General features: G+C 39.7%; 5 protein-coding genes and 6 tRNA genes. 4 read left to right on the plus strand and 7 right to left on the minus strand.

The annotated features are described in order from the left end of the window. Positions 1 to 6 precede the first annotated feature (6 nt). From AC1EU2_RS18450 to gltX, 3 genes are all read right to left on the minus strand, one after another. Positions 7 to 82: transfer RNA gene (locus tag AC1EU2_RS18450), tRNA-Glu, on the minus strand. Positions 83 to 105: 23 nt separating this feature from the next. Continuing rightward, positions 106 to 181, minus strand: a tRNA-Ala gene (locus AC1EU2_RS18455). A gap of 104 nt (positions 182 to 285) precedes the next feature. Beyond that, positions 286 to 1,695 carry a glutamate--tRNA ligase gene (gene gltX / locus AC1EU2_RS18460; protein WP_480299750.1) on the minus strand — a complete coding sequence of 470 codons (1,410 nt, stop codon included), beginning with the start codon at positions 1,693 to 1,695 and terminating at the stop codon, positions 286 to 288. Between the two features lie 241 nt (positions 1,696 to 1,936). On the opposite strand from gltX, the gene AC1EU2_RS18465 reads away from it, so the two are divergent. The 4 genes from AC1EU2_RS18465 (at position 1,937) to AC1EU2_RS18480 (ending at position 2,354) form a co-directional block, all read left to right on the plus strand. Next, positions 1,937 to 2,012: transfer RNA gene (locus tag AC1EU2_RS18465), tRNA-Val, on the plus strand. 52 nt (positions 2,013 to 2,064) lie between these two features. Continuing rightward, positions 2,065 to 2,140, plus strand: a tRNA-Val gene (locus AC1EU2_RS18470). A 32-nt stretch (positions 2,141 to 2,172) separates the two neighbouring features. Beyond that, a tRNA-Val gene (locus tag AC1EU2_RS18475) sits at positions 2,173 to 2,248 on the plus strand. 30 nt (positions 2,249 to 2,278) lie between these two features. Then, positions 2,279 to 2,354 (plus strand) — tRNA-Val (locus AC1EU2_RS18480). A gap of 146 nt (positions 2,355 to 2,500) precedes the next feature. On the opposite strand, the gene AC1EU2_RS18485 is transcribed toward AC1EU2_RS18480, so the two are convergent. From AC1EU2_RS18485 to AC1EU2_RS18500, 4 genes are all read right to left on the minus strand, one after another. Next, positions 2,501 to 5,815, minus strand: a complete 3,315-nt coding sequence (locus AC1EU2_RS18485) for an immune inhibitor A domain-containing protein (protein WP_480299751.1) — start codon at positions 5,813 to 5,815, stop codon at positions 2,501 to 2,503. A 423-nt stretch (positions 5,816 to 6,238) separates the two neighbouring features. Further along, complete coding sequence (locus AC1EU2_RS18490) at positions 6,239 to 9,070, minus strand: immune inhibitor A domain-containing protein (protein ID WP_480299752.1); 2,832 nt, start codon at positions 9,068 to 9,070, stop codon at positions 6,239 to 6,241. Positions 9,071 to 9,400: 330 nt separating this feature from the next. Continuing rightward, complete coding sequence (locus AC1EU2_RS18495; RefSeq protein ID WP_480299753.1) at positions 9,401 to 11,497, minus strand: immune inhibitor A domain-containing protein; 2,097 nt, start codon at positions 11,495 to 11,497, stop codon at positions 9,401 to 9,403. A 479-nt stretch (positions 11,498 to 11,976) separates the two neighbouring features. Next, positions 11,977 to 15,135, minus strand: a complete 3,159-nt coding sequence (locus AC1EU2_RS18500; protein WP_480299754.1) for an efflux RND transporter permease subunit — start codon at positions 15,133 to 15,135, stop codon at positions 11,977 to 11,979. Positions 15,136 to 15,147: the final 12 nt, after the last annotated feature.

Below are 15,147 nucleotides of genomic sequence, written 5' to 3' on the forward strand. Positions count from 1 at the left end.
AAAAATTGGTATCCCCTAGGGGATTCGAACCCCTGTTACCGCCGTGAAAGGGCGGTGTCCTAGGCCTCTAGACGAAGGGGACCCTGGACTTACTTTTAGTCGAAATGGTGGAGCTAGACGGGATCGAACCGTCGACCTCTTGCATGCCATGCAAGCGCTCTCCCAGCTGAGCTATAGCCCCTTACTATTCCAACTACAATTGAATCACTATATTGGGTAGGCCACCCTGTGTCTCAACTGCGAGGCGCATTCTATGCAGCGTACCCAAAAGTGTCAACTCGTTTTTTAAGAATTAAGCCTATTTGCTACAAATTCGACCGCTTTGAGGATTCTTTGCTCGCAACGTTCTTTTCCAATAAGGAAAAGTGTCGTATCAAGACCTGGTGACTGCCCTGCTCCTGTAACTGCTACACGTAAAGGCATACCAACTTTGCCCATACCAACTTCAAGCTCAGCAGCAGTATCTTCGATGACTTGATGCAATGCTTCTGGAGTCCAATCATTTAATTCAGATAATTTTTTATGAGCCAGCTTCAATGGCTCCATTGCAACACCACGTAAGTGCTTTTTAGCTGCTGTTGGATCAAACTCTTCATAATCTTCATAAAAATAGCGGCTTGATGCAGCTAATTCTTTTAACGTTTTCGCTCTTTCTGATAGTGCAGTAACAATTTCAGATAATGCTGGACCATTTGAAGTATCAATATTCTGATCTTTCATATGCCATTCTAAATGCTCTGCAACATATTCTGCTGGCAATGACTTAATGTAATGTTGGTTCAACCACTGCAGCTTTTCTGTATTAAAAGCAGAAGCAGCTTTATTAATCGCATCTAGACTGAAAAGATCTTTCATTTCTGCGATAGAGAAAACTTCTTGATCACCATGAGACCAACCAAGGCGAACTAAGTAATTAAGCAGCGCTTCTGGCAAATATCCATCATCACGATACTGCATAACACTTACGGCGCCATGACGCTTAGATAATTTGGCGCCATCGTCGCCTAAAATCATTGCAACATGAGCATACTCAGGGATTGGTGCTTTTAGTGCTTTAAGGATATTAATCTGTTTAGGTGTGTTGTTAATGTGATCTTCACCACGTACTACACAGGTAATCCCCATATCCCAATCATCAACTACTACGCAGAAGTTGTATGTTGGTGTTCCTTCAGTACGAGCAATAATGAAGTCATCCAGCTCAGAATTGGCAATTTCGATACGACCACGAACATGATCATCAAATTCAACTACACCATCTAATGGATTTTTAAAACGAACAACAAACTCTTCATTCGTTTCTTTTATGCCTTTATCACGACAGCATCCATCGTAACCTTGACGTTCGCCTTTAGCAGCTTGCTCTTCACGCAGTGCTTCAACTCGTTCACGTGAACACGTACATTTATAAGCCGTGCCCTCTTCTAACATTTGTTCGATAATTTCGTTATAACGATCGAAACGCTTAGTTTGATAGTAAGGGCCTTCGTCCCATTCTAAACCAATCCATTTCATTCCGTCGAGAATCGCATCACAAGCTTCTTGAGTTGAACGTTCAATATCCGTGTCTTCAACACGAAGAACGAACTCACCATTATTTGCTTTTGCATATAACCAAGAATATAAAGCCGTACGTGCACCACCAACGTGAAGAAAACCAGTTGGGCTTGGAGCAAAACGTGTCTTAACTGTCATAACGGACACTTACCTATATAGATGTACATAATTGTAAAGCAGTGATTTTAACGCCAACGCCGTTTTGTTTCTATATAAAGAAGGAAGAGATTCAATATAAATAAAATAAAATACTGCTATTTCTTGAGCAAGTTGAATAAGTGAGCATCAAAATGAACAAAATTAAGCCGTGCAGTCATTTTTTCGATAAAAAGCGTTGACACTAAAAGCTTGCTCCCTATAATACGGCTCCACACAGCGGGGTCGTTTAGCTCAGCTGGGAGAGCACCTCCCTTACAAGGAGGGGGTCACTGGTTCGAGCCCAGTAACGACCACCATATTAATTCTTAATTAGAATTATTTTGTTCTCGCTGTGTAATGTTAATCCCAGGTCGCTTAGCTCAGCTGGGAGAGCACCTCCCTTACAAGGAGGGGGTCACTGGTTCGAGCCCAGTAGCGACCACCATATACTTTCTAGGTATTAAAATTAGAATCCCAGGTCGTTTAGCTCAGCTGGGAGAGCACCTCCCTTACAAGGAGGGGGTCACTGGTTCGAGCCCAGTAACGACCACCATTCTTTCTAAGAATCAAAACTAGAATCCCAGGTCGCTTAGCTCAGCTGGGAGAGCACCTCCCTTACAAGGAGGGGGTCACTGGTTCGAGCCCAGTAGCGACCACCATACTTCCTCTAAAAATTAAAATTCCTAATTATAAATCCTAATTAAAGTTCAATATTTTCTTAATTTAGAAATATAAGAAAGAAAATATAAAAAACCCCGAGTGCTTGCACCCGAGGTTAGAAGGAATTATATATTTGGATAAATATTTAAGACTTGTAGACTCTTCGTCTAAACACACTCAGACCAGCAAGAATAAATATGCCAATAAGCGACACGGTTCCGCCACCACCTGATTTACTTACCTTTTCTTCTTCAACGACAGGTGCAGCTTCAGTAACACTGATTTGAACAGTTACTGTTTTCGTATTGCCAATACTATCTGTCGAAGTTAGAACCACATCATAATTGCCTGAACTTGCGTAAGTATAAGCAGGAGACAAATCTGTGCTGGATGAGCCATCACCAAAATCCCAGCTATGAGTCAAATCCCCTTTTCCCCCTGAAGATGTATTCGAAAACTGAACTTGTAATTCAGATGTACTAAAGTCAAAGCCTGCTTCTATTTCTGAGAACACATCAACCGTCACTTCAATTGCTTCAGAAGCTTGATCATTTTCATCAGTCACAATAAGGGAAACTTTATATTCTCCAGCTTCTGTATATTGATGAACAGGTGATTTTTCTGTACTTACTTCCCCATCACCAAAGTGCCATTGATAAGTATAATTACCTTTCCCTAAACTACTTTCATCTGTAAACGTAACGGATAAAAAATTGATTTCAGATGAAAACTGAGCAATTGGCCTTGCATATAAATCTACTTGAATACTGTCAGTCGCTGTCTTACCCTGTATATCTGTCACTGTCAGTGTCAAAGTATACTGGCCTTGCTGAGCATATGAGTGAGAACCTTCTGTCACATTCACAACAGTATCATCACCTAAATTCCATGTTACTGAGGCAATATCTCTAGAGTGAGATACGATATTTGCACTGAAATTAATATTGAGTAAAGCAGTGCTCTGCTCGATATTGAACATTATTTCAGCCAATTCTATGTCTATTGATTTTTCAACAACAAACTCTGCACCCTCTGAATCTGTAACTGTTAATGAAACAGTAAAAGTTCCTTGCTCTTGGTAGGTATGAGTTGGGTTTTGAGTCTCAACGGCATCTGAACCATCGCCAAAATTCCACTGATAAGTGTATTCCCCACTACCTCCATTAACTACCGAAGTGAAAGACACTACTTCAAAGTCTTTTGTTTCTTGAATGTCTGCCCATAAAGCGACATCGGTATCATCAGTTTGTCTCAATAATCGAATATTTGCAGAACTATTATCTTCTTCCTGAGAAGTGATTTCCATTTCAAGCCCAAAGGTTTGAAGGACCAGACCGCTTTCAGGCTGTGTTGGAGAGGAGTAATCTAGACTATCGTCAAACATTGATATTCCGCTTAACTCCGTGTCAGCCCCATTAATTAGAGCAATTTGATCATATAAGCTAAATGCAGCATCTCTGATTTGAAGTGAGGTACCATAATCAGCAATCATTGTTTGATCTGCATCGATCACTCCGATGAAACCTGAACCTGGATGAACAGAGACCTGATTATTTGAAACACCAGTATTTTCTAGCCACATTAAAACTCCTGGAGAATAATGCTCACCAGCCAGACTTGCATCTAACCCACTAAAGCTTCTTAGCTCAATTAAATATCGACTCGACGAGTATGGTTTAGTATCTGCTATTCTCAAAAAACCCGAAAGTGAAACATTACTGATAGTCTCAGCACCATCAAATAGTATCTCAACGCTGTCAGCTTCAACTTTAATATCATCGATAGCTAGACCGTATTCATTTACAAGTTCATCTGTAATATATACGACGCTCAGGGTAATTGATTGCCCTGCATAACTCGATAAATCGAAATTCAAATCAACCCAGTTATCCGGTTGCTCTGCATCTGTAATATTTGCTGAGCTTCCTGTAAGGATATTAATAGCGTCATGATATTGGCCAGTGGCTTTTGTATGATTTCCTACAATTGCATCACCATTCACCAATACTTGTGCGTAATCGTAATCAAGCTCAATATTCCAATGGGACTTCATACTCAGTTCAATTGATGAAGCATTAGGCAAAGTTATATCAAAAGATAAAGAATGGTTTTTATTGTGCCCTTCTCCTGAGTAGTACTGATAGCTCCCAGTATATGGTGAGGTGAATGCTGCAGGGAGCGGAATCGAAATCTGATTTATTTCATCATAATTTGTCGCAGTAGCCAGCGAAAAAGTTTGATTGTTGTTTGTTATGCTTGATAGAGGTACCTCTTGCTCACGTACCCAGTTTCCACCAAATTTATTTTGTAAAAAACTCTTAGCGTATGGACTAAACCCTGTTGGTGCAGCACCAGCAATTTCACCAGACCAACTGCCTCCAGACATCACTGACCAGCTTCCTACAGGAGAACCAGGGCCTTGATTGGTTGTGTCATATTCATCAGGTAAACCGATATCGTGACCGAATTCATGAGCACACACACCAGCCGCAGCTGTAATCGGTTGAATAGTATAATTTGAAATTTTCATGCTTGTGCCGGGAATTGTATATTCACCTACACTCCAACGATGAGACCATAGTGCGTCTGTTCCTAAAACCCCACCACCTGACTCTTCACCAATACTCGAGTGAAAAAGCATAATATGATCTATAACACCATCAGCTTCGTGGAAGTCACCATCGTTATCAAAATCGAGTGGATCTTCAATATCATAACTTTGTAACTCTTCTTCTGTCATTCCCTCAACAGCTAGAGTTACCGCCTCTTTCACTAACTCTCTTGGTTTTGCACTGTGTCCGCCACTCTCATTATTACCGTAATAAGCAGCATTTTCACTTGCTGTCACCCATCCTTTTACTTCACCAGTAAAGTTATAAGTTTGACCAGAAACAGTCTTAAAGTATTGGTAAGTTGACAACAAGTTCTCACTATTTGGGCCTGTAAAGCCTGTCTCAGAAAAGAGAAGATCTTGATAATGCTCCCGAGGATATTCAGCATAAAACATATCACTGTCACCAGCACTTAATCGATTATCGTCAAATGGCAAATCGGGAAAATCAACTAAAACACCTAATACCTTAACTGTAGTTTGATTCACAGACTCGCCAGAGGCCGAGTTAAGATAACGAGGGATCTTATTTTGAAGTAAGCGATTTTTTTTATTTTTTTGAATTCGCTTGTTATTCGCAGTGATTTCTTCAGAAGATAAGTGGGCATGAGATGTATTCTTTACATCACCAATAAACTCTTTTGCTGCAGCTTTTTTTTGTTCTTGAGTTGCTAATGGGGACAACTCTCCTCGTTTAATCATCCAATAGATAATTTGCTGCTCATTAATTAATGCCGCATCACTATCATTTTTCATTGAAATACTTGTTTTAGCGATTAATTCATTAGCTAAAAAACTTGAACACACCCCTAGTGAAACCACGACAACTTTTTTTAAAAATTTTTCCATGTGATTATTCTTCTTTGTATGAAGTTAATATTTTGAAGCTTTCATCTAAAGCTATTTAGATGAAAGCACAACAATATTAACATTTATACAACATGTGTAATACTAAAGTTTAACGCTAGAAAATTTACAAAGAATGAACATCATCCATAAAGTAGAAAGTGAGTACGAGTTAATTTGAAGTGAGAGTAATTACAATGGCTATAAGGTACTTCATTGAAAGGTTTTACCAAAAAACCTGGCTATAATTCAGGATAATGAAACCAATAGCATTTTGATAGTAAATATAAGATTTTAACGTTGACCTACAATGAGGTTATTTGTTGTTCTAGGTTTTCAGCTCGAAATAGTTAATCTATTTCGAGCTGAAATAACTACATAACATAAGCCGCTATGCTGAAGAAGTTTGTTTATTTCGAACTCAGGTTAACTACTCTTTCTTTTCATTCGCAGACCAAGAAGCAGCATCAGACCATAGAAAGATAAACTACCTCCAGAGCTTCCTGAGTTTTTATCTGGCGAAACAGTCGTATCTGTAACGTGAACAGTAACTGATTTACTTACACTCTTCGTACTGCTATTTTCATCCGTAACTAATAGGGTTACCTGATAAGTGCCTGCTTTACTATAAGTATGATTCGGAGATTGTTGTGTGTTGGTATTGCCATCACCAAAACTCCACTCATACCTTAACTCTCCTTTACCACCAGCAGAGCTATTATTGAAAGCTACCACTAAATTATTGACCGACTGAGAAAAGGCCGCTGTAATCGGTAAATACACTTCTACGTTTGCTGTAACTGATTTGGTTCTGTTTTCTGAATCCGTAATGGTCAACGAAACTTCATAGTTACCAGTAGCTTGATATGAGTGTGTCGGAGACATTTCGGTTGATGTACTGCCATCACCGAAATTCCACTCAAACTGATATTCACCGCTGCCACCACTAACACTACTCGTAAAGTTAACAACATTGAATTCTACTCTAGAACTGAATGATGCTTGTATTTCACTCGCTGCCGGAGCCGCTGATGTGCTGCGGTTAATTCGAATCGTTGCGCTACTGCTATCTTGAGCTTGGTCAATCACTTCAATACTGATACCGAGATTTCTTAACACCATGCCATTTTCTGATTGAGTAGGTGCAGAATAATCCTCGCTATCATCAAACTTAGAGTTATGTAGCAAATGGCTATCTAACCCACCTAAATATGAAGATTGGTCAAATAAACTAAATGTAGCATCACGAACTTGAGATGGAGATTTAAGATCGCTAATCAAATGTTGGTCAGCATCAACCACACCAATTAAGCTTCGCCCAGCATGTTCCGAAACATTATTATCAGCTTCATTGAAGTTTTCTAGCCATATCAACACACCAGGTACATAGCTTTCGCTCTGAAGCCCTGCATCAAGGCCTTGATAGTTTCTTAATTGAACAATATAACGAGATGCTTTGCCTGGCTTAGTATCGCCCGTTCTGACAAAACCATTCAGATTTACATTACCTAATTCTTCAGCATTATTAGCAAATACAGTTTCACCTGCAGCTGTCACGAGTACTTCATCAGCCACAAAACCATAATCTCCAACAGCTTGATCTGTTTCATAAGAAACGCTGATTGTGACATTACGTCCAGCATATGCACTCAGATCAAACTCTAAGTTAACCCAGTTATTCTCACCTTCTGATGAAGGAATATCTGCTGAATCACCAGTAATGATGTTACGAGCATTATTAGTAATATTTGTCGCTTTAGTATGATTACCAGGAACTGAGACGCCATCAACTTTAATCTGCACAAAATCAAAATCTGTCTCGATATTCCAATGAGCTTTCATCTTAAGTAATAAATTACTTTCACTAGGTAAATCCACATCAAAAGACATCGCATTATTAATTAAATGCCCTTCACCAGAATAATATTGATAGTCTCCGGCATATGGTTCTTTAAAACTGATCGCTTTAGGTGGCAACGGTAAGGAAATCTGATTGATTGCGTCACTATTTACCGCACTATTAATTTGAACGTCTCTTGATGTGTTGGCAACAGAACCTAATAGAATTACTTGCTCTTTAACCCAGTTACCACCAAACTTGTTTTGAAGATAACTACGTGCATAAGGACTAAAGCCTGTTGGCTTTGCACCAGGAATAACCCCTGCCCAGCTTCCCCCGGACATGATTGACCAAGAACCAACTGGAGAGCCTTTCCCTTTGCTACTCGCAGTATCATATTCATCTGGTAACCCAAGGTCATGACCAAATTCGTGAGCACAAACACCGGCAGCTGCATCAATAGGTTGAACAGTGTAACCAAATGCTTTCATCGAAGTACCAGGAATAGAGTAGCCGTTTGTACTTGAATCAACAAAAAAGCGATGTGACCAAATTGCATCACCTCCAATTACTCCACCACCAGCTTCCTCACCAACACTAGAATGGAATAACATAATGTGGTCAATAATCCCGTCACTTTCGTTTAAGTTACCATCGCCGTCGATGTCATAAGGGTCTTCGATATCGTAACTCTGCAATTCATCAGTACTCATGTCTGCAACTGCAGCAGTTACCGCTTCTTTTACTAACTCACCAACAGCTTTATCGTTGTCATTTCGATCTGGATCATTTTCACCATAATATGCAGCATTTTGGCTTGCGGTGTACCAACCTTTAACGTCGCCAGTGAAGTTAAAAGTTTCTCCCGAAGCTTGCTGGAAGTACTGATGAGCTGATAATAAGTTCTGCCCACTAGGTCCCACAAAGCCCGTTTCTGCAAACAGTAGTCCACGATAATGCTCGGCAGTATAGTTATCGTAGTACATTGCAGTATCAGAACTAGAAAGTCGGTTGTTATTATGAGGTAAATCAGGAAAGTCGACTAACACTCCCAAAACTTTAACAGTGGTTTGCTTTGGAGCTGCTTCAGTAAAACTCAGAGAACGAGCAAATAGTGGTTGCTTTTTAGGTGCATTTAATCGCTTCTGTTCTGCTTTCAAAGCTAGAGCAGGATAACTATCCTTTGATTGAGAAGAAGTTTTTGATAAATACGCTTCTAACGCAGCTTGTTTTTCAACCTCAGAAGCATCTTTAGAAATAACACCACGTTTTTCTAACCAATATAAAATCCGCTCTTGGTTTACAACACCAGCATCGGCAAGGTTTTGCTTAATAGGTTTAGCTACCACATTAAACCCTAATGCTAATAAACCTGCACCACACACAATCGCTAATTTTGTCTTTTGTAATTTTTCCATAGATAAACCTTCGGTACTTCAAATATCCGCAATGCGGCTACTTACCAGTGATAAATGTTAATTTTAATTACAGTAAAAGTTCTTTATGTAAAAAAAAGATTGTACCACAGTAAAAAAATCTGAAATAAGTGTAAATAGGTTATTTCCTATAGAATATATAAAACTAAATTCCGGTGTTTATTTTCAAAAAGTTAACAGCTTATAATTTGTTTGCATAAGAACTTTAACTTTATACATTGAATATGTTAATTCGATGAGATTAATGAAAAAAACTCAAAACCGATTTAAATTAAACATCGATTTTGAGTTTTAATGAGAAAGTTGGCTTTATTACGATCTTACTAAAATCCTTTTCCTCATAATTAATATCAGTAACAAATAGAAGATATTAACTGCACCTCCTGAGCTACTACTCGACTTTACATCGTTTTCAGGATCTGGCTGACTTGGATTTGAGCTTACTGTTACTGTTCTTGTAACATTTATAGAGTCATTGTTTGAATCTGTAATAGTAACCGAAACAGTATAATTTCCGTCTGAAGTATAAGTATGACGAGGAGATACTTCAGAGCTTGTATTTCCATCCCCGAAGTCCCATTGGTAACTATAACCCCCACTCCCTCCAGATACATTTGCACTAAACGCGATTGAACCATCGGTCTGAGGCTCGGAACTGATAGAAGCTCTATACCCACCTTCGTTTGTCACACCTTCACGAATGATCCTTAAACGTGCTGTTGAGTTATCGGTAGCTTGTTCAACAACGCTAATACTTAACCCATGGTTTACGAGTGATATTCCTGCTTGCGGCTTCGAACTAGCAGAATAATTTTCGCTATCTCGAAAACTCGACTTATGATTTAAATGTCGATCTCCTACATACGACGATTGATCGTACAAACTAAAAGCTGCGTCTCTTACTTGAACACGAGTTTTATCACTTCCAATAACGCTTTGATCCGCATCAATCACACCAATCATTGGCTTACCTGGACGACTTTGTACTCGATTATTTGTTTGATTGGTATCATGCTGCCAAATAAGCACTCCAGGTTCATACTTACGCGTGGATAACCCGACATCAATACCCGTTTTACTTCGTAGCTGAATCAAGTACTTTCTCGGTTTTGACTCACCGTTAGCCAATGGCAAAGTAATGGAGAGCTGGTTAACTTCATTGATGTTCACCGCTTCATTCAACACAAAATCCATTGCTGTTTCAGAGAGTGATGAAAAATCGATTTCTTGTTCTCTAACCCAATTACCTTGAAATTTCTCTTGTAACTTATTTCTAGCGAGTGGACTAAAACCGGTTGGAGCCGTTCCTTGAGGGTTTCCGGTCCACGTTCCTTGCCCCATCAAAGACCAGTAGCCGATGGGCGCACCAACGATACTTGTAGAACTACTCGTATCATACTCATCGACTAATCCGAGCTCGTGCCCAAATTCATGGGCCGCTAAACCAACAGTGGCATCAATGGATTGAATCGTGTAGTTATACACTTTCTTTGATGTGCCAGGTAAAGCTTTACCTCGGCTCGAGCCTTGAACTACAAAGCGGTGTGACCAAATCGCATTTACACCTAAATCACCACCTCCTGCTTCTTGCCCGATGCTGGAGTGATAAATCATCGTGTGGTCAATAATGCCATCAGGCTCTGAATAGTTACCATCTCGATCAAAATCATAAGGATCTTCACGGTCATATTCAGCCAACTCTGATGCAGACATCGCTGCAGCAGCCTGTGATGCAGCCTCAAAGACTAAATCCGGTACTCTTGAATCATTGGAGCTTCCGTTTGGTGCACCATAGTAAGCCGCATTATTCTCTGCTCGAAACCAACCTTTTACCGTTCCTGTAAATTTAAACGTGCCACCTGATGCCATATTATAATGTTGATAAACTGATCTTAGAGTTTGCCCGCTAGGGCCTCTATAACCTGTTTTTGAAAACATCATATTCATATAGTGGCTTACTGGATAACTGCTGTAATACATTTGTGTATCACTGCGTTCAATTTGGTCACCATCGTATCTGTAATCTGGGAAATCAATTAGAATGGCCAGTACTTTCACTGTCGTTACTTGTGAAGCGCTTGCATTTGAAGCTCCCACACCAGAAACATTTTGAACACTTTTATTGATATTACGCTTATGTTTGTATGGTTCAGGAAGGTCATCGATAATGTTATTATTCTTGATGACGTTTTCTTGATTAAGGTATCGTGTTATTGCAGCATCTCTTTCTTCTACAGAGGACTCTTTAGACAGTGCACCCCGCTTTTTTAACCAATACTGAATTCTTTCTTCATCAATCAAGGCCATATCTGAAGGCGTTGGTTGTAGCTCAGCTGCAGTTACCACACAGCTGAAGATAGACGAAAAAAAAAGAGCCGAATACTTCTGCCTTACTACTCTGCTAGACATAACTCATTCATCCTTGAATTACTTGCAAATCCATTTAGCAAATCGAGCGACAAGGTGAATAACAATATTAGAGCTATACCTTTTACAAACACCCGACATCAATTTCTATGTCATCAAAGAGCCATCTGAGCTCATAATTTCATCGGTACTCGGCACCTTGAAATTCGTATCAACTTTACGTCGACATTTTGAGGTTTTGCTCTTTGATTGGCAGTTTTGATTTTTCTGAAGCAGAATATGAGGTGAGCGTATATGACATATATCCGTATTAAATTCGGAAACAGCCTCTAATGGGTTCATCTACACATCAACCATTTAGCTTTGGCTTGCAGAAAATCAGAACTACTGATGTTTAAATATAGACCAATAAATAGACTATGGTATTAGTAGATAGGAATTAACTATTTTTTGATAATAAAGGACGAATTAAAGACATAAAAAAGGAGGCCGAAGCCCCCTATGTTTAATAAAAGTTTAATTTAGTTTGCCACTGAAGGCTGGCTTCCAAATAAACCTCTAAATTTAGTTCTAATGTCCTCGATCATTAAATAAATACAAGGAATTAATACTAAAGTAACAATCGTTGCGAATAACACACCAAAACCGAGCGACACAGCCATAGGAATAACCATCTTCGCTTGCATACTGGTTTCAAGGATGATCGGAGTTACACCAATAAATGTCGTCAGGGACGTTAATAAAATCGCTCTAAAGCGTCGACCACCCGCTTCAATCACTGCGGCTTTCAAAGGCGTTCCTTGCTTTCTCGAGTTATTAATGTAATCCACCATCACCAGTGAATCATTCACCACAACACCTGCTGCGGCAATGATGCCAAATAATGACAAGACACTTAAATCAATACCGAGGATCATATGCCCTAAAACAGAGCCCACAATGCCAAATGGAATCACTGACATAATCATAAACGGTTGTGAATATGACTTAAGTGGGATCGCCAGTAAGCTGTATATAACAAGTAGTGAAATCAAGAAGTCTCTCATTTGAGTATTGGTGCTATCCAATTGCTCTTGAATACTACCAGCTAACTGGCTTTGAACTCTTGGATACTTGCTCAGTAATTCAGGCAGGTAATTATCACGAATGTCTTTTGCAACTACAAATGGCTCAGCTTGCTCAGCATCTATCGACGCCCAAACATTGATAGTACGATTACCGTTTTCACGGCGAATACGATTCACACCGTCGACCAATTTAATATCTGCAACCTCAGAAAGCGGTACTTCATTTCCTGAACGTGTTTTAATTAATAGGTCTGGAACTTGAGCTAAAGAGTTACGTTCATGTTCTGGATAGCGAATCATCACTTTAAGTTCTTCACCATCTCGGATGATACGTTGTGCCTCATAGCCATAAAACGAATAACTTGCCTGTGATGCAATATCACGTAACGATAGTCCAAGCGCATGAGCTTGAGGCTTTAACTCAAACTGAATTTCCTTAGTGCTGCTTTGACGACTGTCGTTAACGTCACCCAAGCCTTTTAAGCTTTGAAGTTTCGCTTTAAGTTCTTTAGCAGCTTCAACTAATTGTTGCTCATCCTTTCCTTCTAAGCGGAAAGAAATGTCGCCATCATCACGACCACCACCAAAAAGGCTGTCCTGAACCGTCAATGTCTTCATTCCTGGAATCGTTGGAAATGCATTTCGCCACATATCAGCAACAGCAAAAGTGCCCATTGGTCTTAATTCAGGATCAACGAGTTTAGTGCTAATTAATGCGTCTGTTCTTCCTTGTAAACGCACCTGAATGTCAGATAGCATTTTTTGGCCATACTCTTTCTCGATTTCATTATCGATTCTCAGCAGCGTATCTTTTATCGCTAGTGCGCCTGCAAGCGTTGCCTTTTCTGACGCATCAACCTTCATTTCAAGAGTAATACGTGGAAAATCCTGAGGAATTTTAGGCTGTCCAACAAAACGAACAAAGCCACCAGCGTATAGCCCGGCACAAACAATTAAGAAGCCGATAAATGCCATGATCACTGAGTATCGATATTTCACCGCTACCGTTAAGAATGGCAAATAACGATTTCGGATGAAGCCTTTTAATGTTGAATCAACTTTACCTTGTACAGCGTTAACACCACGACGAAGATAATCTAATGGGTTTTTTGATCCCGGTTGAATGACTTTTGGTTGTTTCATTCTCGCTAAGTGAGCAGGCAAAATGAGCTTTGATTCAATTAACGAAAAGACCAAACAGAGTATGACTACAAAACCAATCGCTTGCCCGAATGCAGCTGAAGGTCCAGTATCTAGTGTTATCGGTAGGAAAGCGGCAATCGTTGTCAGAACACCGAAAGTCGCAGGCATTGCGACCTTTTTAACACCTCGAATAACATTATCAATCGAGTGCCCTTTTTCTTCGGTTTCTGCATGAGCACTTTCTCCCATCACAATGGCATCGTCGACCACAATACCGAGCACCAAAATAAAGGCAAACAAACTGATCACATTAATGGTTACATCAATCATGCCTAACGGCATAAGTAATAACGTACCTAAGAAACAAACTGGCAGACCAACCATTACCCAAAACGCTAAACGTACCCGAAGGAACAACGCTAACATCATGAAAACAAGAACAGCACCCGTTTTCATGCTATCTAGCATTAAGTCCAGACGACCTTGAAGGTAATATGTCATGTCTACCCAAGGCTCGATCTTTACACCTTGAGGAAGTACTTTTTGCTTTTCATCTAAATAATTACCGACGACTTTTGCGACATCAGTAATCGATTGATCACTTGAGGCTTTAACAGAGAAAGTAACTGCATTTTCACCATTAAATTTTGAGTAACGAATGCCTTCTTCGAAACCATCATTTACATTCGCAATGTCGCCTAGCTTAATATTGGTGCCATCAATCAGTGTTATTAATGGTATTTTGTCGTACTCATAACCTTTATAAGCTTGGTTTTCGACACGTAAGTTGATATAGCCATTTTCAGTGCGAATTTGGCCCGCTGACATATTCTGAGAATAATTTGTTACCGCATTAGCAACATCAGCAAAGCTCAGCCCATATTCACGCAGTTTATCTTTGCTCACCTCAATTGAAATTTCATAGCCCAAACCACTGTAAAACTCTGAAATATTAACCAGTGGTAACTGTAATATTTCATCATGTATTTTATGGCCCAAGTCTTTAAGCTGCCGCTGAGAAAGATCACCGTATAAACTAATGTACATCACTTCTTGCTCGTATTTACTACGGACAACTTGAGGTGGCTCCATAGATGCTGGAAAAGTAGAGATGGTATCAATCGCTGACTTAACTTCTTCAAGTACGACCTGTGGATCATACGTTTCATCAATCTCAAACCAACCGTTTGAAGAACCACGGTTTGAATAAGTAATGATACGCTTTAACCCTTGAACAGATTCAAGTGCATCCTCAACTTTAATAGTAATGCCTTCTTCTACTTCCTGAGGTGCAGCTCCAGGGTAACCAGCATTGAATTGCAGCCAATTATCTTCGACCGCAGGGAAAAACTGCTTTCGAATCGTCCCAGCAGTGAGTAAACCACCGATCAAAATGATGATCATGAGTAAGTTTGCCGCAACAGGGTTTCGAGCAAACCAGGCAATTAAACCTTTGTTAGTATCTATCATTAGGTATCCCTA

The organism is Parashewanella sp. 2304DJ23-3, assembly GCF_056591695.1.